At 70.6% G+C, this 26,500-nt stretch carries 21 protein-coding genes and 1 pseudogene; 11 read left to right on the forward strand and 11 right to left on the reverse strand.

Features of this window, described 5'->3' with window-relative positions:
- The first annotated feature begins 39 nt into the window (after window positions 1-39).
- Window positions 40-273 (forward strand): hypothetical protein, encoded by a 234-nt coding sequence (locus tag HNR07_RS17595; RefSeq protein WP_184365922.1) that lies wholly within the window; start codon window positions 40-42, stop codon window positions 271-273.
- On the opposite strand, the gene truB is transcribed toward HNR07_RS17595, so the two are convergent.
- The 7 genes from truB to rimP form a co-directional block, all read right to left on the reverse strand.
- Window positions 270-1,157: a tRNA pseudouridine(55) synthase TruB gene (gene truB / locus HNR07_RS17600; protein WP_184365923.1), complete on the reverse strand. Its 888-nt coding sequence runs from the start codon at window positions 1,155-1,157 to the stop codon at window positions 270-272. The two genes, HNR07_RS17595 and truB, sit on opposite strands and share 4 nt — an antisense overlap.
- A gap of 67 nt (window positions 1,158-1,224) precedes the next feature.
- Window positions 1,225-1,665: a 30S ribosome-binding factor RbfA gene (gene rbfA / locus HNR07_RS17605; protein ID WP_184365924.1), complete on the reverse strand. Its 441-nt coding sequence runs from the start codon at window positions 1,663-1,665 to the stop codon at window positions 1,225-1,227.
- Window positions 1,666-1,667: 2 nt separating this feature from the next.
- Complete coding sequence (locus HNR07_RS17610) at window positions 1,668-1,964, reverse strand: DUF503 domain-containing protein (protein ID WP_026116717.1); 297 nt, start codon at window positions 1,962-1,964, stop codon at window positions 1,668-1,670.
- An 88-nt stretch (window positions 1,965-2,052) separates the two neighbouring features.
- Window positions 2,053-5,142: a translation initiation factor IF-2 gene (gene infB, locus HNR07_RS17615; protein WP_184365925.1), complete on the reverse strand. Its 3,090-nt coding sequence runs from the start codon at window positions 5,140-5,142 to the stop codon at window positions 2,053-2,055.
- 233 nt (window positions 5,143-5,375) lie between these two features.
- Window positions 5,376-5,723, reverse strand: coding sequence for a YlxR family protein (locus HNR07_RS17620; protein WP_312893869.1), 348 nt, complete (start codon window positions 5,721-5,723; stop codon window positions 5,376-5,378).
- Window positions 5,698-6,720, reverse strand: a complete 1,023-nt coding sequence (nusA, locus tag HNR07_RS17625) for a transcription termination factor NusA (RefSeq protein WP_184372216.1) — start codon at window positions 6,718-6,720, stop codon at window positions 5,698-5,700. Before nusA ends, HNR07_RS17620 begins: the two co-directional genes overlap by 26 nt.
- A 24-nt stretch (window positions 6,721-6,744) precedes the next feature.
- The gene (rimP, locus tag HNR07_RS17630; protein WP_184365927.1) at window positions 6,745-7,227 is read right to left on the reverse strand and encodes a ribosome maturation factor RimP; all 483 of its coding nucleotides are present in this window, start codon (window positions 7,225-7,227) and stop codon (window positions 6,745-6,747) included.
- A gap of 394 nt (window positions 7,228-7,621) precedes the next feature.
- On the opposite strand from rimP, the gene HNR07_RS17635 reads away from it, so the two are divergent.
- Together HNR07_RS17635 and HNR07_RS17640 are read left to right on the forward strand one after the other, a co-directional pair.
- Window positions 7,622-8,149 carry a ferritin family protein gene (locus HNR07_RS17635; protein ID WP_184365928.1) on the forward strand — a complete coding sequence of 176 codons (528 nt, stop codon included), beginning with the start codon at window positions 7,622-7,624 and terminating at the stop codon, window positions 8,147-8,149.
- A gap of 83 nt (window positions 8,150-8,232) precedes the next feature.
- The gene (locus HNR07_RS17640) at window positions 8,233-8,679 is read left to right on the forward strand and encodes a ferritin-like domain-containing protein (RefSeq protein ID WP_184365929.1); all 447 of its coding nucleotides are present in this window, start codon (window positions 8,233-8,235) and stop codon (window positions 8,677-8,679) included.
- Between the two features lie 71 nt (window positions 8,680-8,750).
- Here the strand turns inward: HNR07_RS17640 and HNR07_RS17645 are convergent, their stop codons facing one another.
- Entirely contained in the window at window positions 8,751-10,502 is a 1,752-nt protein-coding gene (locus HNR07_RS17645) for a proline--tRNA ligase (protein ID WP_184372219.1), read from the reverse strand.
- 175 nt (window positions 10,503-10,677) lie between these two features.
- Between HNR07_RS17645 and HNR07_RS17650 the strand changes: the two genes are divergently transcribed.
- The 6 genes and pseudogenes from HNR07_RS17650 to HNR07_RS17675 all read left to right on the forward strand — a co-directional run bounded on the left by HNR07_RS17650 (window position 10,678) and on the right by HNR07_RS17675 (window position 16,947).
- On the forward strand, window positions 10,678-11,529 hold the full coding sequence (locus HNR07_RS17650; protein WP_184365930.1) for a spermidine synthase: 852 nt from the start codon (window positions 10,678-10,680) through the stop codon (window positions 11,527-11,529).
- Between the two features lie 111 nt (window positions 11,530-11,640).
- Window positions 11,641-12,826: pseudogene (locus HNR07_RS17655) on the forward strand (sensor histidine kinase).
- Complete coding sequence (locus HNR07_RS17660; protein WP_184365931.1) at window positions 12,823-13,497, forward strand: response regulator; 675 nt, start codon at window positions 12,823-12,825, stop codon at window positions 13,495-13,497. Before HNR07_RS17655 ends, HNR07_RS17660 begins: the two are co-directional and overlap by 4 nt.
- Window positions 13,498-13,697: 200 nt before the next feature.
- Entirely contained in the window at window positions 13,698-15,029 is a 1,332-nt protein-coding gene (locus HNR07_RS17665; protein WP_184372222.1) for a cytochrome ubiquinol oxidase subunit I, read from the forward strand.
- 46 nt (window positions 15,030-15,075) lie between these two features.
- Entirely contained in the window at window positions 15,076-16,065 is a 990-nt protein-coding gene (locus HNR07_RS17670) for a cytochrome d ubiquinol oxidase subunit II (RefSeq protein ID WP_184365932.1), read from the forward strand.
- Between the two features lie 609 nt (window positions 16,066-16,674).
- Window positions 16,675-16,947, forward strand: a complete 273-nt coding sequence (locus HNR07_RS17675; RefSeq protein WP_184365933.1) for a hypothetical protein — start codon at window positions 16,675-16,677, stop codon at window positions 16,945-16,947.
- 884 nt (window positions 16,948-17,831) lie between these two features.
- On the opposite strand, the gene HNR07_RS17680 is transcribed toward HNR07_RS17675, so the two are convergent.
- From HNR07_RS17680 to HNR07_RS17690, 3 genes are all read right to left on the reverse strand, one after another.
- Window positions 17,832-18,134: a DUF6406 domain-containing protein gene (locus tag HNR07_RS17680; RefSeq protein WP_221318860.1), complete on the reverse strand. Its 303-nt coding sequence runs from the start codon at window positions 18,132-18,134 to the stop codon at window positions 17,832-17,834.
- A 147-nt stretch (window positions 18,135-18,281) separates the two neighbouring features.
- Window positions 18,282-20,588, reverse strand: coding sequence for an accessory Sec system translocase SecA2 (gene secA2 / locus HNR07_RS17685; protein WP_184365934.1), 2,307 nt, complete (start codon window positions 20,586-20,588; stop codon window positions 18,282-18,284).
- A 131-nt stretch (window positions 20,589-20,719) separates the two neighbouring features.
- Window positions 20,720-21,349, reverse strand: coding sequence for a GTP-binding protein (locus HNR07_RS17690; protein ID WP_184365935.1), 630 nt, complete (start codon window positions 21,347-21,349; stop codon window positions 20,720-20,722).
- Between the two features lie 982 nt (window positions 21,350-22,331).
- Here HNR07_RS17690 and hisS point away from each other — a divergent pair.
- Window positions 22,332-23,660, forward strand: coding sequence for a histidine--tRNA ligase (hisS, locus tag HNR07_RS17695; protein ID WP_184365936.1), 1,329 nt, complete (start codon window positions 22,332-22,334; stop codon window positions 23,658-23,660).
- Window positions 23,661-23,918: 258 nt separating this feature from the next.
- Entirely contained in the window at window positions 23,919-26,369 is a 2,451-nt protein-coding gene (locus tag HNR07_RS17700) for an ATP-binding protein (RefSeq protein WP_184365937.1), read from the forward strand.
- Window positions 26,370-26,500: the final 131 nt, after the last annotated feature.

Here is a 26,500-nt window from a genome sequence, read left to right on the forward strand (position 1 = left end):
CCGACCCGAACAGCGCACGTCCAAGCGGAGCCGTGGCCAATGGTGGATGAGAAGAAACTCGAAAGGCTGGCCGAGTACCACGGCAACCAGGACATCAGCGAGGAGATAGGGACCGCCGATCTGGAACAACACCCGCCAACGGGCCGGGTCATGATCGTCTCCGAGCTCAGTTTGCCCAAGGAACTGATGGATCGGGTACGCGATGCCGCTACTGAGGAGGGTGCTAAACCGGCCGCCCTCACGCGGTGCTGGATCGAGACCGGGTTGCGCTAAGCAGGGCTGAAGACCACGACCGGCTTCATGTGGCCCGGGCGGTTCTCGCCCAGGGCGATGACCGTTCCGTCCGGGGCGAACAGGCCGACGGTACCCTCCCCCAAAGAGCTCTCACTGATGCGGTTGCCGTGGCGGATGGCGCGGGTCTCGGCCTCGTCCATGGTGCGCACCGGGAAGGCGGCGGCCACGGCTTGGGCCAGGGGGACCTGGGTGAACTCCTCGGCGAGCTGGTCCAGGGTGCGGGCCTGGGAGAGGTCGTAGGGGCCCACGCGGGTGCGGCGCAGGGCGGTGAGGTGGCCGCCCACCGACAGGTCGGCGCCCATGTCGCGGGCCAGGGAGCGGATGTAGGTGCCGCTGGAACCGGTGATGACCGCGTCGACGTCCACGAAGGCGCCCTCGGCGTCCGGGGTGCGGCGGATGGCGGTGACGTCGAACTGGGAGATGGTGACCGTGCGGGCCTTGAGCGCGACCTCCTTGCCCTCGCGGGCCGACTTGTAGGCGCGCTTGCCGTCCACCTTGATCGCGCTGACCTGCGGCGGGACCTGCTGGATGGGGCCGGTGAGCTTCGCGACCGCGGCGTGCACGTCGGCGTCGGTGACGGCGGAGGCGTCCACGCGGGCGCCGGGCTCACCCTCGGCGTCGTCGGTGTTGGTGACCAGGCCCAGCCGGATCGTGGCTTCGTAGGTCTTCTCGGTCAGGGTCAGGTGGCCGAGCAGCTTGGTGCCCTTCTCGATACCCAGGACCAGGACCCCGGTGGCCATCGGGTCCAGGGTGCCCGCGTGGCCCACGCGGCGGGTGCGCGCCAGGCCGCGGGTCTTGGCGACCACGTCGTGGGACGTCCAGTCGGCGGGCTTGTCGACGACCACGACACCGCTGTCGGCCATGGGGTTCCTCCGGGAAAGCGTGGGAAAAGGGCTGGGGCGGCGGTCGCTGCCGCCGCCCCGGGGATGGTTACTCGTCTTCTTCCTCGTCCTCACGAGGCGCCTTGTACGGGTCGGCTTCACCCGCGTGCTTGGCGCTGGTGGCCTTCTGGGCCACCTCCTCGTCGGACTTGCGCGCCTCGACCAGCAGCTTCTCGATGTGCTGGGCGTTCTCCTGCACCTCGTCGATGACGAAGGTCAGGCTGGGCGTGTGGCGGATGCCGGTCTGGCGACCGACCTCACTGCGGATCACGCCCTTGGCGCTCTCCAGGGCGGCGGCGCTGGCCGCCTTCTCCTCGGGGGTGCCGAACACCGTGTAGTACACCGTGGCGTCCCGCAGGTCCGCGGTGATCCGGGCGTCGGTCACGGTGACGAATCCCAGGCGCGGGTCCTTGATTCGCCGGTCCAGCATCTCGGCGACGATGCGCTGGATACGGTCGGCGATCTTACGCGCGCGTGCGGCGTCAACCATCGTCAGTCTTCCTCTTCGTTGAAGAGCCGCTGCCTGGCGGAGAGCAGCTCCAGTTCGGGACGGCCCGCGACGAAACGCTCGCAGGTGTCCATCTGGTCCCGTGCGTGGGCGGCGGTCGGCGCGACCACCGCGACACCGATCTTGGCCCGACGGTAGAGGTCGTGATCGCCGACCTCCGAGACCGACACCGAGAACTTCCGGCGCAGTTCGGCGACGACGGGCCGCACCATCGAACGCTTCTGTTTGAGCGAGTGGACGTCTCCGAGGAGAACGTCCAAGGTCAGCGCTCCAACGTACAAGAATGATCACCTGTGGTGTTGTGTGAGCCGTCAAAGGCGGGGCCCCGGACACAGCGGTCCGGGGCCCCAGGTGGATCAGTCCTCGCGACTAGTCGCGGGGCTTCTCCTGCATCTCGTAGGTCTCGATGACGTCCTCGACCCGGATGTCGTTGTAACCGACACCGATACCGCACTCGAAGCCCTCGCGGACCTCGGTGGCGTCGTCCTTGAACCGACGCAGCGACTCGACGTTGAGGTTGGCCGAGATGACCTTGCCCTCGCGGATGAGACGTGCCTTGGTGTTGCGGCGGATGATCCCGTCGCGGACGATGGAACCGGCGATGTTGCCGATCTTGGGCACCTTGAAGACCTCGCGGACCTCGGCGCTGCCGAGCTGGACTTCCTCGTAGATGGGCTTGAGGAGACCCTTGACCGCGGCTTCGACCTCGTCGATGGCCTGGTAGATGACCGAGTAGTAGCGGATGTCGACGCCCATGCGGTCCGCCAGCTGGCTGTTCTTGCCCTCGGGCCGAACGTTGAAGCCGACGATGATCGCGTCCGCGGACGACGCCAGGTTGATGTCGTTCTGCGTGATCGCACCGACGCCGCGACCGATGATCCGGATGGCGACCTCGTCGCCACCGGCGTCGATCTTGAGCAGCGACTCCTCGAGCGCCTCGACCGAACCGGACATGTCACCCTTGATGAGGAGGAGCAGCTCGGAGCGCTCGCCCTCCTTCAGGTGGTCCTTCCAGGTGTCGAGGGTGACGCGGCGGGCCGACTTCGCCTGCTGGGCGAAGCGCTCGCGCGCCTCACGCTGCTGGGCGATCTGACGGGCCACGCGGTCGTCCTTGACGACCAGGAAGCTGTCACCGGCGCTGGGCACGTTGGTCAGACCCAGGACCTGGACCGGACGGGACGGCTCAGCCGACTGGACGTTCGCGCCGTGCTCGTCGAGCATGGCGCGAACGCGGCCGTAGGCGTCGCCGCAGACGATGGAGTCACCGACGTTGAGCGTGCCGCGCTGGACCAGCACCGTGGCCATGGAACCGCGACCGCGGTCCAGGTAGGCCTCGATCGCCAGACCCTGAGCGTCCATGTCCGGGTTGGCCTGCAGGTCCAGGGCCGCGTCGGACGTGAGCACGATCGACTCGAGCAGGGCGTCGATGTTGTCGCCCTTGAGCGCGGAGATGTCCACGAACTGGACGTCGCCGCCGTACTCCTCGGCCACGAGGCCGTACTCGGTCATCTGGGCGCGTACCCGCTGCGGGTCGGCGCCTTCGACGTCGATCTTGTTGACCGCGACCACGATCGGCACCTCGGCCGCCTTGGCGTGGTCGATGGCCTCGGCCGTCTGCGGCTTGACGCCGTCGTCGGCCGCCACGACCAGAACCGCGACGTCGGTGACCTTCGCACCACGGGCACGCATGGCGGTGAACGCCTCGTGACCGGGGGTGTCGATGAAGGTGATCTTGCGCTCTTCGCCGTCCACCTCGGTCGCGACCTGGTAGGCACCGATGTGCTGGGTGATTCCGCCGGCCTCGCCGCCCACGACGTTGGTCTTGCGGATGGTGTCCAGCAGTCGGGTCTTACCGTGGTCGACGTGACCCATGACGGTGACCACCGGCGGGCGCGGACGCAGGTCGGCGTCGCCGCCCTCGTTCTCGCCGAACTCGATGGAGAAGGACTCGAGCAGCTCGCGGTCCTCGTCCTCGGGACTGACGACCTCGATCCGGTAGCTGAGTTCCTCGCCGAGCAGCTGCAGCGTCTCGTCGGGCAGCGACTGGGTCGCGGTGACCATCTCACCCAGGTGCATCATGACCTGGACGAGCGACGCCGGGTTGACGTCGATCTTGTCACCGAAGTCCGACAGCGAGGCGCCGCGCGACAGACGGATGACCTGGTTGTTGCCGCTCGGGATCTTGACGCCGCCGAAGGACGGGGCCGAGAGCTCGTGGAACTCCGCACGCCGCTGCTTCTTGGACTTGCGGGCGCGACCGGGACGACCGCCCGGACGACCGAACGCACCGGCCGTTCCGCCACCGCGGCCACGGCCGCCGCCACCGGGACGACCACCGAAACCGCCGGGACGACCGCCGCCGCCACCGCCGGGACGCGGACCCGCACCAGCGGGAGCGCCACCGCGGCCGCGGCCACCGCCGCCACCGGGACGACCGCCACCGCCGCCACCACGGCCGCCGCCAGCAGGCGAGGCAGGACGGGACGAGGGCATGTTCATCGGGCTGGGACGCGGGCCGCCGGCACCGCCGGGACGCGGAGCGCCACCGCCGCCACCCGGACGCGGAGCACCGCCGCCGGGACGCGGGGCGCCTGCGGCACCACCGGGACGGGGGGCGCGCTGGTCACCCTGCTGCGGGCCACCGGGACGGGGACCCGGACGCGGGCCGCCGGCACCGCCGGGACGCGGAGCGCCACCGCCGGGACGGGGGGCGCGCTGGTCGCGGTCGCCGCCACCCTGCGGGCCACCGGGACGGGGGCCCGGACGCGGGGCACCGCCGCCGGGACGCGGAGCCGCCGGCTTGGAGCCCATGCCGGAAGCGTTGGACGCGAACGGGTTGTTGCCCGGACGCGGGCCCGGACGGGGACCGCCCGGACGCTGGCCACGACCGCCGTCACGACCACCCTCGCGACCGCCGGAACGCTCCGGACGGTCACCGCGCTGGGGACGCTCGCCGCGACCGCCGGCCGCACCACCGGGCTTGGGAGCACCGGGACGCGGGGCGTCGCCTCGACCCGCCTTCGGCGCCGGCTTGGGGCCGGGCTTGGAGGCGGTGGGCTGCTCGGCAGCCTGCTCGAAGTGCGGAACCGCGGGCTTCTCGACCGGCGGGGCGGGCTTGTCAGCCGGAACCGCGGGCTTCTCGGCCCGCGGGGCCGCCGCGGGCTTGGGGCCCGGCTTCGGGCCCGGCTTGGGGGCGGGCCCCGGCTTGGGAGCCGCGGGGCGCGCCGAGGTCTGCGCGGCAGGCTTGGGGGCGGGGCCGGGCTTGGGAGCCGAGCCGCCCTTCTTGCCGTTGCCGTCGGAACCGTTGTTGAAAGCTTCTTGCAGGCGTCGCACGACGGGGGCCTCTATCGTCGAGGACGCCGAACGGACGAATTCACCCATCTCATTGAGCTTGGCCAGCACGGCCTTGCTCTCCACACCGAACTCCTTGGCGAGTTCGTACACCCGGACCTTCGCCACACTTCTCCTTCAGCTTCGGTCCGGGACATGGGCTTGTGCCGGACCGTCGTTAGCTCGAGTTACTCATCGCTGCGTACTCATCAGGCGCTCATCGCAATCTCGACCTGCTTCCTCATCGCTACACAACAATGGGCCAGCCCTTACGTGCCGACACAGCACTGCACGCCGACCTCGGTCTCTACAACCTTTAGGCCAGCCCAGACATTCCAACCCTATCCGGAACGACGAAGCGCTCAGTCACGCGGGGCGTCACCTAGTAGGGACGTCACGAGTGAGACGTCCCACCCGGTGCCGCCTCCACCGTTCCGGCTCCGGAAGGCGCGTGGCCACGCTCTGCGGCGTTCGGCGAGCTCAAGGCATCGCCGGTCGTGGTGCAGATAGGCGCCGCGCCCCGGGCGTCGACCTCGGGTGTCGGGCGTGATGACCATGCCCACGGCCACCAGCCGCACGAGGTCGGACTGGACTGTCCGAGACCGGCACCCCACGCACGTTCGCACGGGACGGTCAGGACCGTCTCCGGCCACCTTATCGCGTCGGGGCATGCCCGCGACCCGATTAACCGGCCGAGGGGGCGTCGTCATCCCCCTGAACGGTGCCCTCGGCGCCCTCCTCGGAGGCCTGCGCGGGCTCGGCGTCGGAGCGGATGTCGATGCGCCAACCGGTGAGGCGCGCGGCGAGGCGGGCGTTCTGGCCCTCCTTACCGATCGCCAGCGACTGCTGGTAGTCGGGCACGACCACGCGCGCGACCCGGGCGGCCATGTCAAGGATTTCCACGGAGTTGACCCGGGCCGGGGACAGCGCGTTGGCGACGAACACGGCGGGGTCCTCGGAGTAGTCGACGATGTCGATCTTCTCTCCGTGGAGTTCGGCCATGACGTTGCGGACGCGGCTGCCCAGCGGGCCGATGCAGGCACCCTTGGCGTTGACGCCGCCGCGGTTGGAACGGACCGCCATCTTGGTGCGGTGGCCGGCCTCACGGGCGATCGCCGCGATGTCGACGGTGTTGTCGGCGATCTCGGGGACCTCCAGCTCGAAGAGCTTGCGCACCAGGTTGGGGTGGGTGCGCGAGAGGGTCACCGAGGGACCGCGGTGGCCCTTGCGGACCTGCACCACGTAGGCGCGCAGGCGCTCGCCGTGGGTGTAGGTCTCGGTGGGAACCTGCTCCTGCGGGGGCAGGATCGCCTCGAGCTTGCCGAGGTCGACCAGCACGTTCCGCGGGTCCTTGCCCTGCTGGATGATGCCGGAGACGATGTCGTGCTCGCGACCGGCGAACTCGCCCAGGGTCAGCTCGTCCTCGGCGTCGCGCAGACGCTGGAGGATGACCTGCTTGGCGGTGGAGGTCGCGATGCGGCCGAAGCCGGTGGGCGTGCCGTCGAACTCGCCGACGATCTCGCCCTCCTCGTCGGTCTCCGAGACCCAGACGATCACGTGGCCGGTGGAGCGGTTCAGCTCCACGCGCGCCTTCTTGTCGGGGCCCTCTTCGCGGTGGTAGGCGATCAGCAGCGCGTCCTCGATGGCCTTGGCGACCAGCTCGACGGCGATGTCCTTCTCGCGCTCAAGGCTGCGCAGGACGCTCATGTCAATATCCACGGGGCTCCCCCTCTAGTCCGCCGCGTCGGCGTCGTCGGCGCGACGGAATTCCACCTGGACCTTGGCCTTGGCGATCGAGTCGTAGGCCAGGGTTCGGGGCCGTCCCTTGACGTCCAGGGTCACGCCCTGGTCGTCGGACTCGGTGACGCGACCGGTGAGGTCACCGCCCTCGACGAGGGAGACCTTCACCAGTCGGCCCTGGGAGCGCCTCCAGTGGCGAGGCAGGGTCAGCGGACGATCCACTCCGGGGGAGGTGACCTCGAGGACGTAGGGCTGTTCGCCCATGACGTCGGAGGAGTCCAGGCTGTCGTTGACGGCCTGGCTGATCTCTCCGACGGTGTCCAGGTCGACCCCGTTGTCGGAGTCCACGACCACGCGCAGCACCCGCCGCTTGCCCGCGGGTGTCAGCTCGACAGCCTCCAGGTCCAGTCCGGCCTCGGCCAGTACCGGCTCCAGCAGCTCGGCGATGCGCTCGTTGCGCGCCTGCGCTCCCATGCGTGTTAGCCCCTCAAACGGCGAAATCCCGCCCGCTCGGCCGTGTGCCGTTGAACGGGGCGGTCCAGCTCTGTACGTAGTCTGCGGCGAATTCGCTCTGTGCCCTGAGGGCACGGCGTCTTGGAGACGCTGTGCCGTAGAGACACACGAGCGCCGCGCGTCGCGTGCGACGGCGGTTGTGGTGCAAGGGTATCCACACCTGAGCGTCCCCCAGGTCGGTCCGCGCGGGCGGGGCGCGTCGCGCTCGGTCCGCCGCATGGCTGGATCACCGTCCTGGCAGGGGGTGCCGGTGCGGCCCGGGCCCACCGCCGCCCGTGGAAAGATGGGGTCTGACCGCCGCTGACGGCGGTCCTGTCGACACCGCGCCGAGCCGCGGGGCACGGGAGGAGGGCGCGTGGGCCAGGGGGATGTCAGCCGCCGCACGGTGCTGGGCCTGACGGTGACGGGTGTGGCTGTGACGGGTGTCGCTGTCGGAGCGGGCGGTTGCGGCACGGTCGACTGGTACCCCTTCGACGTGACCCCGGACGTGTCCGTGCTGCGCTCGCTCATCCGCGAGAAGAAGCGGATGGTGGTGCGCTACGAGGCCGCGCTGGAACAGGGCACCGGCCCCGCCGAACTCCTGGAACAGCTGCTGGAGCACCACGTGACCCATCTGGACGCGCTGCTCGACGCGCTCCCGGAGGAGGTGGGCACGCACGACGCGGACCCTGATGACGTCGAGGGCGGCGAACCGGTGGCACCGCAGGAGGACCCGGCGTTGGACGCCGTACTCGACGTGGCGGGGCTGCGGGTGCTGGCCGCCGCGGCCACCGGCGCCAGGCTCGACCAGGCGGCGGCGGTCGCCGACCCGGGTCTGGCCCAGTTGATCAGCGGGATCGGCGCGTGCGAGGCCGGACACGCGTACCTGCTCGCCCGGGCCTGAGCCCCAGCGCCGAGCGCCGGCGCCGAGCGCCGGCGCAGCACCCCGCGACCGAACCACCCAAGTACGTGAAGGCAGGTAGTCAGGTGACCCGGAGCCCCACGCCCGCGGAGGGCCAGGACCCCACGGCGGCGGCGCTGGCGGAGGCCCTGAGCGCCGAGCACGCCGCCGTGTACGGGTTCGAGTTCGTCGGCGGTGCCGCCGGTGACCAGACCCCGCGGGAGCGCGCCTCGGCGGCGGCCTACGAGCACAAGGCCCTGCGGGACGCCCTGCACGCGGCCGCGGTGGAACGGGGCGTCGATCCCCCGCCCGCGCTGGCCTCCTACCCGCTGCCGGAGGGGCGCGGCGGTGACGACGTGGACGCCTTCGCCGCGGGGTTGGAGGAGACGACGATGAGCGCCTGTCTGTGGCTGAGCGCCTCGGCCGACACGGACCTGCGGATCACGGCGGCGCGGATCCTCCAGGAGGCGACGGTACGGGCGCTGGCGTGGGGCGCCGAGCTGGACTCCCTGCCGGGGTTCGACCAGGCCTGACCCCGAACGCGAAAGGAGCGGCGGTCCGGGTCCCGAGCCGCCGCTCCTTCGCTGTGTCTACTCTCTCATCGCTACTCGCTGCAGGCGGTGACGGTGCGGTCGACGATCTCCCCGACCGGGACGTCGGAGCGCTCACCGGAGCGGCGGTCGCGCAGCTCGACCAGGCCCTCCTTGAGACCGCGGCCGACGATGACCACGGTGGGGATGCCCAGCAGCTCGGCGTCGTTGAACTTCACGCCGGGGGCCGCCTTGCGGTCGTCGACCAGCACGCGCAGGCCTCGGGCCTCCAGCTCGCCGCCGATACGCAGGGCCTCCTCGACCTCGCCGCCCTTGCCGGTGCCGACCACGTGCACGTCGGCGGGCGAGATCTCGCGCGGCCAGATGATGCCCTTGTCGTCGTGCGACTGCTCCACGACCGAGGCGACGGCGCGGGAGACGCCGATGCCGTACGAGCCCATGGTGACGCGCTTGGGCTTGCCGTCCGGGCCGAGGGCGTCCAGCTTGAAGGCGTCCGCGTACTTGCGGCCGAGCTGGAAGATGTGCCCGATCTCGATGCCGCGCGCGGTGTACAGGGTGCCCCGGCCGTCGGGCGAGGCGTCGCCGTCGCGCACCTCGGCGACGTCGATGGTGCCGTCCGGGGTGAAGTCGCGTCCGGCCACGAGGCCGATGACGTGGTGGTCGGTCTTGTCGGCGCCGGTCACCCAGGCGGTGCCGGTGACCACGCGCGGGTCGACGAGGTAGCGGACCTTGTTGTCCAGCAGGGCCTTGGGGCCGATGTAGCCCTTGGCGAGGAAGGGGTTGGCGGCGAAGTCGGCCTCCTCCAGGAGGGCGACCTCGGTGGGCTCCAGGGCGGCTTCGAGGCGCTTGAAGTCGACCTCGCGGTCCCCAGGCACGCCGATGGCCAGGAGCTCCCAGTCCTCGCTGCCCGGGGCGCGGGTCTTGACCAGTACGTTCTTGAGGGTGTCGGCCTCGGTGAAAGCGTCACGGCCCGGCCCGGCGTCGTTCAGAACCGTGTTGTTCAGGAAGTCAACCAGGGTCTGGATGGTGGCGGTGTCCGGGGTGTGGTGCACCTGCGCCTCGGGCAGTCCCTCGACCGGCAGCTCGGCGGGGGCCGGGGTCCGCACGGCCTCGACGTTGGCGGCGTAGTCGGACTCCGTGCTGCGCACGAAGGTGTCCTCACCGGTGGCGGCGACGGCCAGGAACTCCTCGGAGGCCGAACCGCCCATGGCGCCGGAGGTGGCGGAGACGATGACGTACTCCAGGCCCAGCCGGTCGAAGATCCGGATGTAGGCGGCCCGGTGCCTGTCGTAGGACTCCTGGAGGCCCTCGTCGTCGATGTCGAAGGAGTAGGAGTCCTTCATGTGGAACTCGCGGCCGCGGAGCACTCCGGCGCGGGGGCGGGCCTCGTCGCGGAACTTCTCCTGGATCTGGTAGAGCACGACCGGGAAGTCCTTGTAGGAGGAGTACTCGCCCTTGACCAGGAGGGTGAAGAGCTCCTCGTGGGTGGGGCCGAGCAGGTAGTCGGCGCCCTTGCGGTCCTTGAGGCGGAAGAGGGTGTCGCCGTACTCCTCCCAGCGGCCGGAGGCCTCGTAGTACTCCTTGGGCAGCAGCGCGGGCAGGAGGACCTCCTGGCCGCCCATGGCGTTCATCTCCTCGCGCACCACGCGGGCGACGTTCTCCAGGACCATCTTGCCCAGGGGCAGCCAGGTGTAGATGCCGGGGGCGGCGCGGCGGACGTACCCGGCGCGGACGAGCAGCTTGTGGCTCGGCACCTCGGCGTCCGCCGGGTCCTCACGCAGGGTGCGCAGGAACAGGTTCGACATCCGCAGTAGCACGGCCACTCCTCGGTGATCGCGCCCCGGGGGGGCGCGTGGATAGATGTAGATGGATGCGGGGAAACCCAGGCTAGCGCTCCCGGGAGGGCGTTCGCGCGCCCGTTTCCGACTGGCGCCAGCAGCGCCTAACGTTGGAGGGATTTTCCGGGAGTGAGGCGGGGGCATGGGCAGACGTGTGCGTGACAGGGTCGAGGCGCAGGAGGAGGTCTCGGCCGTGCCCGGGGTCGACCTGCTCGCGGACGCGGATCGGCCGAACTCGTGGTTCCTCCTGGTCGAGGGCACCCCGCAGTCCCATGTGGACCTGTCCGACCCCGGTTACCTGGACTTCTCGTACGTGCGGCGGATCGCGCACGCGGCCGACCTGGTGGCGCCGGAGGGCGAGCCGGTCGAGGCGATGCACCTGGGCGCCGGTGCGCTGACGGTGGCCCGGTACGTGGCGCACAGCCGCCCGGGTTCGCGCCAGCGGGCGGTGGACGTGGACGCGGCACTGGTGGAGACGGTCCGGCGGCGGCTGCCGTGGGACCGCAGGGCGCAGCTGAGGGTGGGGATCGGGGACGCGCGGGAGTGGATCACGGCTCGGCACGAGTCCAGCGCTGACCTGATCGTGTCCGACGTCTTCGCGGGGGCGCGGACCCCGGCCCGACTGACCTCGGCGGAGTTCTACGCCGAGGCCGCGCGAGTGCTGCGGCCGGGCGGCTTCCTCGTGGTCAACGTCGGGGACGGATACGCCCTGAGGCACACGCGCGCCCAGGTGGCCACGGTGCGTTCGGTACTGCCGCACGTGGTGATGACCGCGGAGCCGGGGATCCTGCGCGGCCGCCGGTTCGGCAACCTGGTGCTGGTGGCGGGGCACCGGCCGCTGCCCGAGGAGGAGCTGGGGCGGTTGGCGCACCGAGACCCGGAGATGGCGCGGTTGGTGGCGGGCGAGGACCTGGACCGGTTCGTCTCCGGCCACTCCCCCGTGCACGACTCGGACGCCGAGGACTCACCAGCGCCGCCGACCGACATCTTCTAGCGTGCCCGGTGTCCCCCTGGGGGCCGCTACTCCCCGGGGCGTAGCGCCGACCCCGAAGCGTCGCCCCGAGGGGGACGCCCTCCCGGACGCGGCAGCCGTAGTGTCGGGCTCGTGGCAGCACTACTCTCGCGTGTCCCTCGTCCCACCCGCGTCGACCTCCGGCTCGCCCTGGGCCTGCTGTTGCTGTCCGCGGGCAGCACCGCGCTGATCGAGGTGTTCGACCCGCTCCCGCAGGACAGGCCCGCCTGGCCCGGGGGGTACGCGCTCATCCTGGCCGCCTGCCTGCCGGTCCTGTGGCGGACCGCCTTCCCGCGCGTGGTCGCGCTGGTCGCGGTGGCCGCCGCCACCGTCTACTACCCGCTGGCCTTCCCCGACGGGGTGGTGATGCTGAGCGCGCTCGTGATGCTCTACACCCTGGTGCGTCGGGGATACCGCATCTTCGGGTGGCTTCTGGGACCCGGACTGTTCGTCCTGCTCAACGTGTACGGGCTGCTGGCCGGCGGCGGACTGCGCGCCGACTCCATGGCCGCACTGGCCTGGATCATCGTGCTGATCTGCGTGGCCGAGATCCTCCGGTGGCGCGACGTCTACCGGCGGGCGGACCGGGAGCGGGAGGAGGAGAGTGCCCGGACCCGAGAGGAGGAGCTGCTGCGCAGGGCCTCCGACGAACGGCTGCGGCTGGCGCGCGACGTGCACGACACCGTCGCGCACAACATCTCGCTGATCAACGTCCAGGCCGGGACGGCACTGTACCTGATGGAGTCCCAGCCGGAGCGGGCCGCCGAGGCGCTGTCCACCATCAAGCAGACCAGCAAGGACACTCTGACCGAGCTCAGAGCCATGCTGGGGGTGCTGCGCGCGGTGGAGGAGTCCGCGCCCCGCGCGCCGGTCCCGGGTCTGGACGGGGTCCCGGACCTGGTGGAGGGCGCGCGGGGCCGGGGTGGCGGTGGAGCTGCGGGTCACCGGTCAGCAGAGGCGGTTGGCGGGGGGAGTCGAAGGGGTGGCCTATCGAGCCGTGCAGGAGGCACTGACCAACGTGGTTCGGCACTCGGGCGCGGACCGGGCGTGGGCGCGAATCGACTACGGGCGCTCGGAGCTGCTCGTGGAGGTCACCGACGACGGCCGCGGGACCGTGGGACCGCCCGTTCCGGGCAACGGCATCACCGGCATGGGTGAGCGGGCGGCGCTGATCGGCGGAACGGTGGACGCCGGACCCGTGGAGGGGGGAGGATTCCGGGTGCGGGTGAGGCTTCCGGTGGACGGCGGCCCCGCGAGAGGACAGGGAGAACCAGGGTGATCCGGGTGCTGCTCGCCGACGACCAGGCGCTGGTGCGGGCAGGGTTTCGCGCCCTGCTCGACAGCGAACCCGACATCGAGGTGGTGGCGGAGGCCGCTGACGGTGCGCAGGCGGTCCGGCTGGCGCGTGCCGAGCGCCCGGACGTGGTGCTCATGGACATCCGGATGCCGGGTGTGGACGGGCTGGACGCCACCGGACGTATTGTCGCCGACCCAGCGCTGAGGCGGACGCGGGTCGTCATCCTCACCACGTTCGATCTGGACGAGTACATCTTCGAGGCGCTGCGCGGCGGTGCCAGCGGCTTCCTGGTCAAGGACACCGAACCGCGCGACCTGCTGCAGGCGGTGCGGGTGGTGCACGGGGGCGAGGCGCTGCTCTCCCCCGGTGTCACCCGGCGGCTGATCGCCGACTTCGCGCGGCGACCGGCAGGTTCCCCGGCCCCGCACACGCGCCTGAACGGGCTGACCGACCGCGAGCGCGAGGTCCTGGCACTGGTCGGCTGCGGGCTGTCCAATGTGGAGATCGCCCGGGAGCTGGTGCTCAGTCCGGCCACGGCCAAGACGCATGTCAGCCGCGCGATGGTGAAGCTGGGCGTGCGCGACCGGGCCCAGCTCGTGGTGATCGCCTACGAGAGCGCGCTGGTGACCCCGGGCTGGTCGCGCGGCGAGTAGCGGGCGGTGCACACGGTCGGCCGCGGTCTCGGGGAACCCTGAGCGCGGCTCGGGGGCGGCCCGTAGACCTACGGGAGTAGGAGTGCGCGTGGTGTACCTCCCCCGGTGTGCCTCAGCTGCCGCCCTGGAGAGGATGTGGCGGGCCCGACTGTCGGCGGATGCTGTTCCGTGCCCCCACCGCCGACCGCAGAGGCCACCCGATGTTGGAAGACCCGCTCGTACTGGCACGGCTCCAGTTCGCCCTGACCGCCGCCACCCACTACATGTTCGTCGCGCTCACGCTCGGGCTCGCGCCCTACATCCTCGGAACGCAGCTGGTGGCGGTGCTGCGCGGCGACCGGTCGCGGATGCTCTCCGTGCGTTTGTGGGGCGGCCTGTACCTGGTGAACTACGGCATGGGGGTGTTGTCCGGACTCGTGATGGAACTCCAGCTCGCGCTGAACTGGAGCGGGCTGCACGAGATGTTCGGGTACACCTTCGCCGCTCCGCTGGCGATCGAGACGATGACGGCGTTCTTCATCGAGTCCACGTTCCTCGGACTGTGGATCTTCGGTTGGGACCGGATGGGCCGGTGGGCGCACCTGTTCTGCTTCACGGTGGTGACCGTGACGGCGTACTCGTCGGCGTGGTGGGTGCTGATCTCCAACGGCTTCCTGCGCCACCCCGTGGGGTTCACGATGGTGGACGGGGTCGCGCACCTGACGGACCCGGTCGCCCTGATGACCAACCCCGCCGCGGTGTTCGCCTTCCTGCACGTGACCAGTAGCGCCCTGCTGGTCGGGGCCCTGGTCGTGGCTGCCGTCAGCGCCTACCACCTGCTGCGCGGCGAGGACCCGCACCGGATCTTCCGGCGCGGGATGCGCTTCGCCGCGGTGGTGATGACCGTGATGCCGTTCGTCGTGGTGACCTTCGGCGGCCTGCAGTTCCAGATCTTCGGCCAGGACCCGCCCACCAGCGGACTGACCTACACCGCCGCGGAGGTCGAGGAGATCGAGAGCGCGGCGCGGAGCACGATCGCGACCACCGCCAGCACCACCGGCGAGATCGTGATGATCACCGCCTGGACGCTCATGTTCTTCCTCGGCCCGGTCATGCTCCTGGCCCAGTTCGCGGACCTGCTGAACCCGCTGCGGTGGTTGCCGAACCTGCTCCCCCGTCGGGGCGCCGGCCGTCGGACCTTGGCCGGCCGGGTCCCGAACTGGCTCAGGCCGAGCCGCTGGGGGCTGACCCTTCTGCTGTTCTCGCCGTTCCTCCCCTACCTGGCGAGCGTGGGCGGCTGGGTCTTCCGGGAGACCAACCGCCAGCCCTGGGTGGTGGTGCACCATCTGACCACCGCGGACGCCGTGACACCCATGCCGCCGGGCGCGGCCCTGGTCTCCTTCACCCTGTTCACCGTCGCCTTCGCCGCCCTGGCCGCCGTGACCTACCGGCTGCTGGTCCGCTTCGCCCGGCTGGGCCCCGAGGGAAGCCCTCTGGCCGAGCGCCGCGAGGAGGGGCCCCGGGAGACCCCCGAACCCGTGCACACGTTCTGAGAGCCCCAGTGTCCGAGTATCTGAGTGTCAGAGGGAAACAGCCGTCATGGACCTCCTGTCCGCATCACCGCCGTCCGCCGTGCTCCTGTCCCTGTTCGTGGTGGGCTACCTGGTCCTGGCCGGGTCCGACATCGGCCTGGGCATGCTCATGCCGCACGTGGCGCGCACCCCCGCCGAACGCCGCCGGGTGGCGGCCGCGATCGCCCCCTACTTCCTGGCCTCCGAGGTGTGGTTGGTCGCCGCGCTCGGGGTGATGGCCGGGCTCTTCCCCGTGTTGGAACACCACGTGGTCGGTGCCCTGTGGCCGGTGCTCGTCGTGCTGCTGGCCGGGTGGCTGTTCCGGGACGCGGGGCTGTGGTTCCGGGGCCAGGTGGACAGCGCGCGGTGGCGGTTCGCCTGTGACACCGCGATCGTGACGGGCAGCTGGACGCTGGCCCTGTGCTGGGGACTGGTGCTGGCCGGTCTGCTCGGCGGCGGAGCGTCCCTGAACCCCTTCACCGTTCTGGGCGCGGTCGCGGTGGTCTGGCTGTTCGCGCTGCGCGGCGCGGCCTTCGGCGCGGAGCGCCTGGTGGGGCCCGACGACGAGAGCGGCGCCGAGAGCGCGGACGCCGCCGCCAGGGCGACCCGGACGCTGGCGCGGGTGGCCCTGGGCACCGTCGCGGCGACCGCGGCCGTCGCGGCTGTCGCAGCCGCCGGAACTGGTTCTGACGGTGCGGGCTCTGGTGGTTCGGACGGTCTCGTGCTGACCGGCCCCGGGATCGCGGTGCTGCTGGTGACCGTCCTGCTGGCTGCCCTGGGTGCGACCAGCGGACTGAGCGGGCCGATACTGTCCCGGCACACCTCGGCGCTGGCGATCGCGGTTCCCGGGCTGCTGGTGGCGCTGTGCGCGCAACTGCCGGTGGCGGACATGCCCGGCATGACCGGGGTGTTCGTGTGGTCGACGCTGCTACCCGCGGTTCCGGTCATGCTCATCGGTCAGGTTTGGCTCTACCGAATGACCCGCCGCCCCGCGGTCCCAGCGAGCTTCTTCGCCTGACTCCGGTGCTGAAAGCGGTGGTCAGCCGGGTGTGTCGCGAAGGGTGCCGACCCGCCCGCCTTGGGTAACGGGAGGGTAAGGTTCCCGTCCCTGATTGGGAAAGCCGGACAACGGGCACCTCCTGTGGCGGGAAACGTACTCGTGGCGCCACCTTCCGCCCGGAAGCCCTGGCGTGATCGCACACGGGTACGCCACCGACCCTGAGGAGGGACCGTGCTCGACCCCCTGACCAGAACACCGCCCCAGCACGGCTGCAACTGCGGCTCGAACTGCACCTGCGGCTGCCAGGAAGGCAACGCCTGCGGCTGTGGTGCCAGCTGCGGCTGATCCGCCCCCGGCCGGGGATCCCGCCTCCGTGACCGGTCCCCCGCCGTAGGCCAACGGGCTGCCCCTCCCCTTGGGGGCAGCCCGTACCTCTTGTTGGGGACAGACCACAACCCTCGCTCCGCGACATTGGGCGACGATATGTGTACTCTTGGTCACAGCGCTTTCCCTGACGGGATGAGCCGCTGCGTATCCGCCCGTTGGGGGAGATCAGCGATGCCGCCGTTCATGAAACCAGCGACACGGAGGGGACGCCCCTCCGAACACGCGAGGCTGCTTCAGTGCGTGCAGCAGATCCTGGAGCGATCCGACCGGGCGGTGCCCTGGGATCCGGATACCGTGGGCCTTCCCGAGGCCCCTTCCGACAGCGCCCTGGCCCGCATCAACGACGTCGCCTTCTACGCCAACGCCCGCAACGAGGTGTCCACCCTCGCGAGCGTCTGCGCGGACCTCCTGCACCTGCACAGCCCCGGCGAGGAGAACGAGCACCGCTGCCGGGGCTGTCGGCTGCCCTGGCCCTGCTCGACCTTCGGCGAGATCGCCCGACTGATCAGCTAGCCGCCGGACCTCCCAGGACCCGCGCGGACACCGGGGAAAGCGGCGGAAACGGACGTCGCCCGCCGAAGTCGGGGCGCGATCCGACTTCGGCGGGCGACGGTCCTTCGGTTCGCCTGCCGCCAGTGACACCCCACGACCGAACTGTTGGGTGCCCTCACCGGGCGAGGCATACCCAGAGGCTAATACTGGAACGCGTTCTACCGCAAGACCCGAGCGCCACTCGGTTTGCCCCAAAAAGACCTCCCACCCGGAGAAACCAGCCGACCCGAGGCAGCCAGATCTTCTGCAACAGGATCCACCCCAGCCGGACCGCCGACGGGGCGGCACCACGAGAAGGCCGCCCGGCTCGCGGAGCGGCGCGGCAAGAGGGACCGGGGAGGGCCCGGCGAGAACAGGAAGACCCCGCAGGGGCGGGGAAACGGCCCGGGGAGGGGGGCCGGCCAGGCCCAGGGGCGGGGGACAGCCCCTGGGACCGGCAGTGACCAGGCGCGACGACCCGTACCCCAGGTGGACGAAGGACCTTCGCACACACTTCGGGGCGCACCATGCACCACAGACGTTAACGAGGCACCGGTAACGCGAACACCCCCCTTGAGATAACCGGAATGTCTCGATTCGCCCCGGGCGAGACCAGCGTCACCCCTTTTGACCTGCGGTGACGCAGCGCCACCGCGTCGTAGCCCCCATTCGGGCAGGCCACGTCGGGCGGCGGGCGAGAACAGCCCGGAAAGAGCCAGCAAGAAAAAGGGGCAAACAAGAAGGCCCTCGCCGGAAAACCGAAACAGGAAACGCTCCGCCACGACCAGGGAAAAGGTTGCAAGGGGTTGCAATTCCAGCGAGGGCCCAACACAAATCCTCCCCGGGATCAACACCGGGGAAGGGGTTCAGCTAATCCGAGTGGCCAGCAGATACGCACCCGGTGAATCGGCGTCAACGATTTCCGTGACCCGCCACACCTGGCCGCCGACGCTGAACACATCACCCACCCGAACATCGATCATGGGCGTAGGCCGCCAGTCTTTCGGACCGCCGATCTTGGCCACCGGCTGACCGTCATCGTCGGTCCAGAAGCTCCCTCCGCCAACGGGTCCGCCCGCGAAGCGGTCGTTGCGACCGTAACTGATCTTCTCCTGTGCGCCGATCTCGTGGACCACCGTGGATTCAGTCCCAACCGTCTCGAATACCATTGAAAACGCATCCATATTAACCCGCTCCGCCCAATTAGACAGGGAACTGGTGGGTAAGATTAGCGTTTTGAGCAGACTAGCCGACAAAAGTAATGCGCGGGCCGGGACTTTGGTCCCGACCCGCGCAAGTGGCGGTTCAGCGTATTATCAGTCGCCGCTCGACGTGCCCCGACCGCCCTTGAGTCGGCCCACGAGCGTCTCCAGAGCCGAGCTGAACGGGTGGTCGTGCACCATGTAGGTCCAGGTCATCGACGGACGTTTGACCCCGACCGAGCTCACGTCGAGCTCGCCATCGACCACCTCGAGCTCCTCGAAGCTCTCGGCCGCACGGGAGCGCGCGTCGTCCAGGAAGCCCTTGAAGACCGGGACCGCCTCGCGGTTGAACTCGTCGAGGGGGTCGCGGCGGCCCAGGAACCTCAGGTGGATGCCCTCGCGCAGCTCCGACAGGAACGCGTTGTGGTCGGTCCAGCCGCGGTCCAGGTGGTAGAGGGTGATCAGCTTGGCGGCCTTGGCGACCTCCTCGGCGTCCAACTCCTCCACCAGCTCCTCGTGGCGCTCCTTGCGGTCCGCCTTGAGGTGCCGGTCGCCCTGCCCGTCGGTGAGCACCAGCTCGCGGTGTTCCAGGACCACCTCGCGCTGCACGTCGATGAGCTTGTTGTAGCGCCAGGTGTTGCGGTGCACCTCCAGCAGCTGGCCCTCGGAGACCCGCTGGGCGTGACCGACCATGGCCAGCCAGCCCTCGTCGGTGATCTCGCCCTCGGCCGTGGTCTGGTAGCCGGTGGTCTCGGGGGCGTGGTTCACCAGCAGGTCGTCGTCCATGCTGACGAAGAAGATGGAGTCGCCGGGGTCGCCCTGGCGCCCGGCGCGCCCGCGCAGCTGACCGTCCAGACGGCTGCTGGGGTAGCGGCCGAAGCCCATGACGTACAGACCGCCGGCCTCGACCACGCGTTCGCGGTCGGCCATGTCGCTGCCGCCCAGCCGGATGTCCGTACCGCGGCCGGCCATCTGGGTGGAGACGGTGATCGCGCCGTAGGTGCCGGCCTCGGCGATGATGGAGGCCTCGTCCGCGTCGTTCTTGGCGTTGAGGACCACGCTCTCCAGCCCGGCCTCGCGCAGCCGGTCGGCCAGGAGCTCGGACTCGGCCACGTCCTGGGTACCGATGAGGATCGGCCGCCCGCTCTTGTGGACCTCCTCCACCTTCTCGACGAGGGCGTCCTCCTTCTCCTCGCGCGTGGCGTACAGGCGCGTGCCGTGGTCCTGCCGAACGTTCGGCTTGTTGGAGGGGACGACCGCGACCTCGAGCTCGTAGAACTCGCGCAGCTGCTCGGCGACGCTCATCGCGGTACCGGTCATGCCGGCGAGGGTGGGGTAGCGCAGGACCAGGGACTGGACGGTGATGGAGTCCAGGACCTCGCCGGTCTCGCTGACCGCCACCTTCTCCTTGGCCTCGACCGCGGCCTGGAGGCCGTCCGGCCAGCGCTGGAGCAGGGCGATACGGCCGCGCGACTCGTTGATGAGCCGCACCTCGCCGTCGCGCACCACGTAGTGGACGTCGCGCTGGAGCAGCACCTGGGCGTGCAGGGCGAGGTTGACCTGCGGTAGGACCGAGGTGTCGTCCTCGGAGTACAGGTCGACCCCGTCCAGGGCCTTCTCGACCGCGTCGATCCCGGCGTCGGTCAGCTGGACGTTGCGTCCCTCGCCGTCGATCTCGTAGTGCAGACGCGGCTTGAGCCCGCGCACGACGTCGGCCATCTCGACGTCGGCGGGAACGGCCTCGGCGGCACCGGCCAGGACCAGCGGCACACGGGCCTCGTCGACCAGGACGGAGTCCGCCTCGTCGATGATGGCCACGTGGGGTTCGGGGACCACCCGGTCGTCGATGTCGGTGACCATGCGGTCGCGCAGGACGTCGAAGCCGAGCTCGCTGACGGCCGCGTAGGTGACGTCGCAGGCGTAGGCGTCCTTGCGCTCGGCGACGGTGGCCTCCTCACTGATGGAGCCGACGGTCACCCCGAGCATCGTGTAGAGGGGGCGCATCCACTCGGCGTCGCGCCGGGCGAGGTAGTCGTTGACGCTGAGCACGTGCACGCGCTTGCCGCGCAGGGCGAACCCGGCGGCGGCGAGGGTACCGGCGAGGGTCTTGCCCTCACCGGTGGCCATCTCGGCCACGTGGCCGTCGAGCAGGGCCATCACACCGAGCAGCTGCACGTCGAAGGGGCGCTCGTCGAGGGTGCGCCGGGCGGCCTCGCGGCCGACCGCGCACAGACTCACGAGGTCGCTGTGGGAGTAGGGGAGCTCGGCGTAGCCGAGGTCGATGGCCTTCTCCGTCAGCTCCTCGTCGCTGAGTTCTCGCAGACCCTCCTCTTCGGCCTCGATCGCCGGCAGGAGCTTGGTATAGGGCCGCAGGTCCACCGCACCGGGCTTGCCCAGTAGGCGGCGGACGCTTTCTGCCATTCGTCCGAACACCACGCCAGGGTAACGCCGGACACAACCGAATGGTTCCCCCCGGGTGAGCGTTAGTACGTACTCATCGGACGCGACCCCCTGGGGGGGGAAGGGGTTCGTGCCGGTGCTGCGGGGTTGGTTCAGGTGACGAGCTGGGTCCGCTGAGTGGGCTGGGCGCGCTGGCGTGCTTCCACGGCCATCGCGTGCTTGACCAGGGTGACCAGGACCCGGACCACGGACTTGCGGTCCCGCGCGTCGCAGTAGACGACGGGGACGTCCGGGGTGAGGTCGAGGGCGTCGCGCAGTTCCTCGGCGCTGTAGGCGTTCTCGGGGTCGAACTCGTTGACCGCGACGACGAAGGGCAGGCGGTACTGGCGCTCGAAGTAGTCCAGGGCCTGGAAGGTGTCCTCCAGGCGCCGGGTGTCGGCGAGGATCACCGCGCCCAGCGCCCCGCGTACCAGGTCGTCCCACATGAACCAGAAGCGCTGCTGGCCGGGGGTGCCGAACAGGAAAAGGGTGAGGTCGGTGTCCAGGGAGATCCGGCCGAAGTCCATGGCCACCGTGGTGCTGGTCTTGTCCGGGGTGTGCGAGAGGTCGTCCACACCAGCGCTGGCCGCGGTCACCGCGGCCTCGGTGCGGACCGGGGGGATCTCCGACACAGCCCCGACGAACGTGGTCTTTCCGACCCCGAAGCCCCCGGCGATGATGATCTTGGTGGACAGTTCGGTGGGTGCGTGGACGTTGTTCGTGCTGTTAGCTGAGTGGATCACAGTTTGTCCTAGCGAGAGTGCCGGGCCTGCACGGACAGTTGGCTCACATGACCCGGTCTGGAGGGACGCGGTGCTCCCGGGTCCGAACCTCCGCGGGAACGACCGCACCAGGAACCTAACACCGGACGGCGCTGGAATCCGGAGTTTCGGCACAGTGGGGCACGAGGTCACATCTTGCGACCACTCCGCACTTTTCGGGCGACGCGCAGCCGAAGAGGCCCCGGGGCGGGATGTCCGCCTCGTGGCAGGGAGTCCGTCTTGGCGAACGGACCGTAGTCAGACAAGCACACTCCTGTACCCCGGAAGGTCGACTTTACGACATTGTGAGCGGCCTTTTTCGGCCGCTTTCGGCCGCGCCAATCCCTGTCCGGCACCGCCGCCGCCATCTACGGTGGAGTACAGGGCACCCGCCCAAGCGCGGTCGCGACGGACTCCTGGCACGAGGACGCGGCCACCTCGGGGCCCTCGGCGGCGCCTTGGGGCGCACGACCACCGCCGACGTCTCGCTCTTCGACGTCGGACCGGCCGTACTCCCCCGACTGGCGCTCCGCAGCCCCACCGGCCCACAACCGTCCACGTGGGCCGGTGGCGGTTTTTCTCGGGCCCCGCTTGGCCTCGACCCGCCTGTCACCCGCCACCGCCCCCAACGGGCGCGCTGGCGCGCGACGGTTCTTCCGCTGTTCGGCGCCTTCGCGGGGGACCCGTGTTCGAGGCAACACGGCATCGTCGTCGGCGCCCGACGCTCGTACCTCGCCAGCGGCTTGGCTCCTCTCACAGCGCCCTCCCCGGCGCACGAACGGGAAAGCCCCCTTGTGGCCAAGGTCAGCGGTTTGCTCGTGGTGGAGTGCGTAGGATGGACGGGCCCCCTCCCCGAACGGCGTCGGTCACTGCGTTGCCGTGTGCGCGTGCGCGCGCGAGACGGGTCGAGGGGTTGTTTTCCCACAAGCAAGCCGAACACTCCCAAGGGAGCCGAGAACCCCACATGTCCGATCAGCGCGTCGTCCGCCCCACTCCCATCAGCGGTTTCCCCGAGTGGACCCCACAGGTCCGGGCCGTGGAGCAGCGTTGGCTGGACCATATCCGCGCCGGGTTCGAGTCCTTCGGCTTCGCGTCCGTGGAGACCCCCTCTGTGGAGAACCTGGACGTGTTGATGGCCAAGGGCGAGACGTCCCAGGAGGTCTACACCCTGAACCGGCTCCAGGCCGACGCCAGGGACGACTCCGATGCCAAGCTCGGTCTGCACTTCGACCTGACCGTGCCCTTCGCCCGGTACGTGGCCCAGCACTTCAACGAGCTGACCTTCCCGTTCAAGCGCTACCAGATGCAGCGCGTCTGGCGCGGGGAGCGCCCGCAGGAGGGCCGCTTCCGCGAGTTCACCCAGTGCGACATCGACGTCATCAACGTGGACTCGGTGCCCCTGCACTTCGACGCCGAACTGCCCCGGATCGTGCACCGGGTGCTCAGCGGGCTGGACATCCCGGCCTGGACGCTCAACGTCAACAACCGCAAGGTGCTCCAGGGCTTCTACGAGGGCCTGGGCATCAAGGAGCCGATCGCGGTGATCCGCGCCGTGGACAAGCTCCACAAGATCGGTGACGGCGGCGTGCGCGAGATCCTCCAGGACGAGGGCCTGAGCGCCGAGCAGGTCGACCCCTGCCTGGCGCTGGCCCGGATCAAGGGCACCGGCTCGGACGTGGTGGAGCGCGTCCGGGAGCTCGGGGTGGCCTCCGAGCTGCTGAAGGAGGGCCTGGACGAGCTGGCCTTCGTCATGAACGACCTCGCCGACCTGCCCGAGGGCAGCGTGGTCGCGGACCTGTCCATCGCGCGCGGCCTGGACTACTACACGGGCACCGTCTACGAGGCCTCCTTCGACGACGACCCCGACTACGGCAGCATCTGCGCGGGCGGCCGGTACGAGAACCTCGCCGGTCAGTTCATCCGCAAGCGGCTGCCGGGCGTGGGCATCTCCATCGGTCTGACCCGCATCTTCGCCAAGCTGGTGGCCGAGGGCAAGATCGAGACCGGCCGGGTCTGCCCCACCGACGTGATGGTGGTGGTCCCGGGGGCCGAGCGGCGCGCCGAGGCGCTGCGCACCGGTGAGCTGCTGCGCGAACGCGGCTTCAACACCGAGGTGTTCCACTCCACCGCCAAGGTCGGCAAGCAGATCCAGTACGCGTCCAAGAAGGGCATCCCCTTCGTGTGGTTCCCGCCGTTCGAGGAGGGCGGGGAGCACGAGGTCAAGGACATGGGCAAGGGCGAGCAGGGCCCGGCCGACCCGGCCGTCTGGACCCCGCGGGGCACCGTGCTGTAGCTGTTTTCTCCGGCCTGCGGTCTTGGCGCCCTCAAGGGCAGCGGCCTCCAGCGCTGAGGAAGCCTGCCGGCGCCCTCACTCCGCAGGCGGTCCCTAGCAGGTTCTGGTCCGGCACGGGGTGGTTTGCGACCTCCCGTGCCGGAACCGGCCATTCCCGAGACAGTTGGCGGGTCCGGGTGCCAGACTGGGACAGGCTGTACTCCGTGCCGTACCGCGCGTACGTCGCGGGCCGATTTCGGTGTCCTAGTAATCGAGGCCATGTCACCTCCCCGCCACAACCTGCCCCTGTCCGCCGGCGAGTTCATCCAGTTCGTCGGCCGTGAACGCGACATCGTCGACCTGAGCCGCATCATGGGTGAGTCCCGGATGCTCACGCTGACCGGTACCGGCGGGATCGGCAAGACCAGACTCGCCCTGCACCTGGCCGAGCGCGTGCTGCGCCGATTCCCGGACGGCGCGCGGTTCATCGACCTGAGCGAGGCCTCCGACCACGAGCAGGCGCTGCGCACGGTCGCCGCCGGTCTACAGGCGGCCACCGGCGACGCCAAGAGCCTGATGGACGGTGTCATCACGGCGCTGCGCACCCAGCACATGCTGCTGCTCCTGGACACCTGTGAGCACGCCGTGGGACCGATGGCCCAGCTATGCCAGGCCGTGCTGCGCGACTGCCCCCGAGTGCGGATCCTGGTGACCAGCCGCCAGCCGCTGCACGTGCTGGGGGAGACCATCTGGCGGGTGCCCCCGCTGTCCCTGCCCGCTCGCCCCACCCCCACCGACCCCTACGCGGCGGTTCCGGCGCCGATCCCGCGGCGGGACGCCCAGCGCTACGAGTCCGTGCGCCTGTTCCTCACACGCGCGCACGCGGCCCGCTCCGGGTTCGAGATGACCCGGGAGAACTCCGGGTACGTGGCGGAGATCTGCCGGATGCTCGACGGCATGCCGCTGGCCATCGAACTGGCCGCCGCCCGGGTGCGGGTGCTGTCGGTCCAGCAGATCCTGCGCCGCCTGGACGACCGCTTTCAGCTCCTGACCAGTGACGGCACCGGCAACCTCCCGGTCCGCCAGCGCACCCTGCGCGCGGTGCTGGAGTGGAGCCACGACCTGCTCTCCGATGCCGAACGGCTGCTGCTGCACCGGCTCTCGGTGTTCTCCACCTGGTACCTGGAGGCCGCCGAGGACGTGTGCTCGGGCGAGGGGGTTGACCCCGCCGACATCCTGTCCCTGCACTTCTCCCTGATGGACAAGTCGCTGGTGGTGCTGGATTCGGAGATCGACGGCACCGCCCACTACCGCCTGACCGAGACGGTGCGCGTCTACGCCGCCGAGCAGCTGGGTTCGGACGGCGACGAGCGCTGGGAGCGGTATCTGCGCTTCTCCGTCAACCGGCTGGAGGAGGAGGCCAAGAGCGCCGCCGTCCCGCAGACCTGGGAGGAACGCCTGGGCCGGCTGCGGATGTACGACCACCACCGGGAGAACCACGCCCGGATCGTGGCGTGGGCGCTGTCCCGGGGTCGGGTGGACGAAGCCCTGCGGGTGTGTGTGGCGCTGCGGACCTACTGGCTGGTGCGGGACCTGTCCGCCGAGGGCAGTCGGCTCCTGGAGCAGGTCCTGGCACACGAACCCGACGAGCAGTCGCCGCCGCTGCGGTCCCGGGCGCTGGCCCTGCACGCGGAGCTGCGTCTGGACGTGGACGCCGCGGCCAGGGTCGGCGCCCTGGCCGCCTGTGCCCTGGAGGCCGCGCGGGCCTGCCGTGAGGCCACCGCCGCCGCCTCGGCGCTGGCGACGTCGGCCACCCTGTCCCTGCGCACCGGTGCCCTGGAGGACGGCGAGCGCCAGGCCGAGCGCGCCCTGGCGTGGGCGGCCCAGGCCGGTGACCCGATGACCGAGGGCACCACCCGGGGTGTGCTGGCCGAGCTGGCCCGGCGCCGAGGCGCCACCGAGGAGGCCGTCACCCACCTGGAGGAGAACGCGCGAGCCGCCCGGGACCTGGGCGACCGCTGGGGTGAGGCGCGATGTCTGCACGGTCTGGGGTCCATCGCGGCCGAGGCCGGCGACCACGAGCGGGCGCAGGAGCTGTTCGCCGAGGCGCTGGAGGTCTTCGGTGAGCTGCCCTCGGCTCCGCTGGCCGCGCAGTGCGCAGCGGACCTGGGCCGCCTCCACCTGGCCGAACGGGACACCCTGTCCGCGCGGGAGCCGCTGGCCCAGTGCCTGCGGGTGAGTTTCACGTCCGGCCGCCGGATCGCGGTGGCGCGGGCGCTGGAGGCCCTGGCCGAGCTGGCCCTGGCCGAGGAGGAGCCCACGCGGGCGGCCGCGCTGGCGGGGGTGGCGGCGAGCCTGCGGGCCGAGCTGGACCGGCCGTCGGCGGAGACCGTCCGGTTGCGGTCAGCGGTGGAGCGCAGAGTGGGGGCGGGGCGGGCCGCCGAGGCGTGGAGCGCCTGGCGCTCGCTGCCCTTGGAGCAGGTGCGTGATCGGGCCCTGGCCTTCCCCCGCCCGCCCGCGCCCCGGCTGACCGGCGCGGACGCGCTCACCCCGAGGGAGCGTGAGATCGCCACGCTGGCCGAAGGCGGCCTGTCCAACCGGGAGATCGCCCAACGGCTCACCATCAGCCAGGCCACCGCGGCTCGCCATATCGCGAACATCTTCAGAAAACTCTCGATTTCGTCCAGGACGCAGTTGACCGGCTGGGCTTCACCGCGAGAACCCGGCTGAACGACTCACGTTCGCCCGTGAGCACTTGCACAGTGCGCGTGCACCCGCTAAACCAGAAAGCCCAACCAGCTCCGCCTACCCCGATGACGTCCGTCCCCGCCGCCCCGAGCTTCCCCCGGACAAGACCACCC

Origin of the sequence: Nocardiopsis metallicus (assembly GCF_014201115.1) — a bacterium.
In the GTDB taxonomy this organism is placed as follows: domain Bacteria; phylum Actinomycetota; class Actinomycetes; order Streptosporangiales; family Streptosporangiaceae; genus Nocardiopsis; species Nocardiopsis metallicus.

What these genes read in the sequence shown, in the direction of transcription:
- HNR07_RS17595 (WP_184365922.1), top strand. Translation starts at nt 40, where the DNA reads ATGGTGGATGAGAAGAAACTCGAAAGGCTGGCCGAGTACCACGGCAAC.
- truB (WP_184365923.1), bottom strand. Translation starts at nt 1,157, where the DNA reads ATGGCCGACAGCGGTGTCGTGGTCGTCGACAAGCCCGCCGACTGGACG.
- rbfA (WP_184365924.1), bottom strand. Translation starts at nt 1,665, where the DNA reads ATGGTTGACGCCGCACGCGCGCGTAAGATCGCCGACCGTATCCAGCGC.
- HNR07_RS17620 (WP_312893869.1), bottom strand. Translation starts at nt 5,723, where the DNA reads ATGACGACGCCCCCTCGGCCGGTTAATCGGGTCGCGGGCATGCCCCGA.
- nusA (WP_184372216.1), bottom strand. Translation starts at nt 6,720, where the DNA reads ATGAGCGTCCTGCGCAGCCTTGAGCGCGAGAAGGACATCGCCGTCGAG.
- rimP (WP_184365927.1), bottom strand. Translation starts at nt 7,227, where the DNA reads ATGGGAGCGCAGGCGCGCAACGAGCGCATCGCCGAGCTGCTGGAGCCG.
- HNR07_RS17645 (WP_184372219.1), bottom strand. Translation starts at nt 10,502, where the DNA reads ATGTCGAACCTGTTCCTGCGCACCCTGCGTGAGGACCCGGCGGACGCC.
- HNR07_RS17650 (WP_184365930.1), top strand. Translation starts at nt 10,678, where the DNA reads ATGGGCAGACGTGTGCGTGACAGGGTCGAGGCGCAGGAGGAGGTCTCG.
- HNR07_RS17665 (WP_184372222.1), top strand. Translation starts at nt 13,698, where the DNA reads ATGTTGGAAGACCCGCTCGTACTGGCACGGCTCCAGTTCGCCCTGACC.
- HNR07_RS17670 (WP_184365932.1), top strand. Translation starts at nt 15,076, where the DNA reads ATGGACCTCCTGTCCGCATCACCGCCGTCCGCCGTGCTCCTGTCCCTG.
- HNR07_RS17680 (WP_221318860.1), bottom strand. Translation starts at nt 18,134, where the DNA reads ATGGTATTCGAGACGGTTGGGACTGAATCCACGGTGGTCCACGAGATC.
- secA2 (WP_184365934.1), bottom strand. Translation starts at nt 20,588, where the DNA reads ATGGCAGAAAGCGTCCGCCGCCTACTGGGCAAGCCCGGTGCGGTGGAC.
- hisS (WP_184365936.1), top strand. Translation starts at nt 22,332, where the DNA reads ATGTCCGATCAGCGCGTCGTCCGCCCCACTCCCATCAGCGGTTTCCCC.
- HNR07_RS17700 (WP_184365937.1), top strand. Translation starts at nt 23,919, where the DNA reads ATGTCACCTCCCCGCCACAACCTGCCCCTGTCCGCCGGCGAGTTCATC.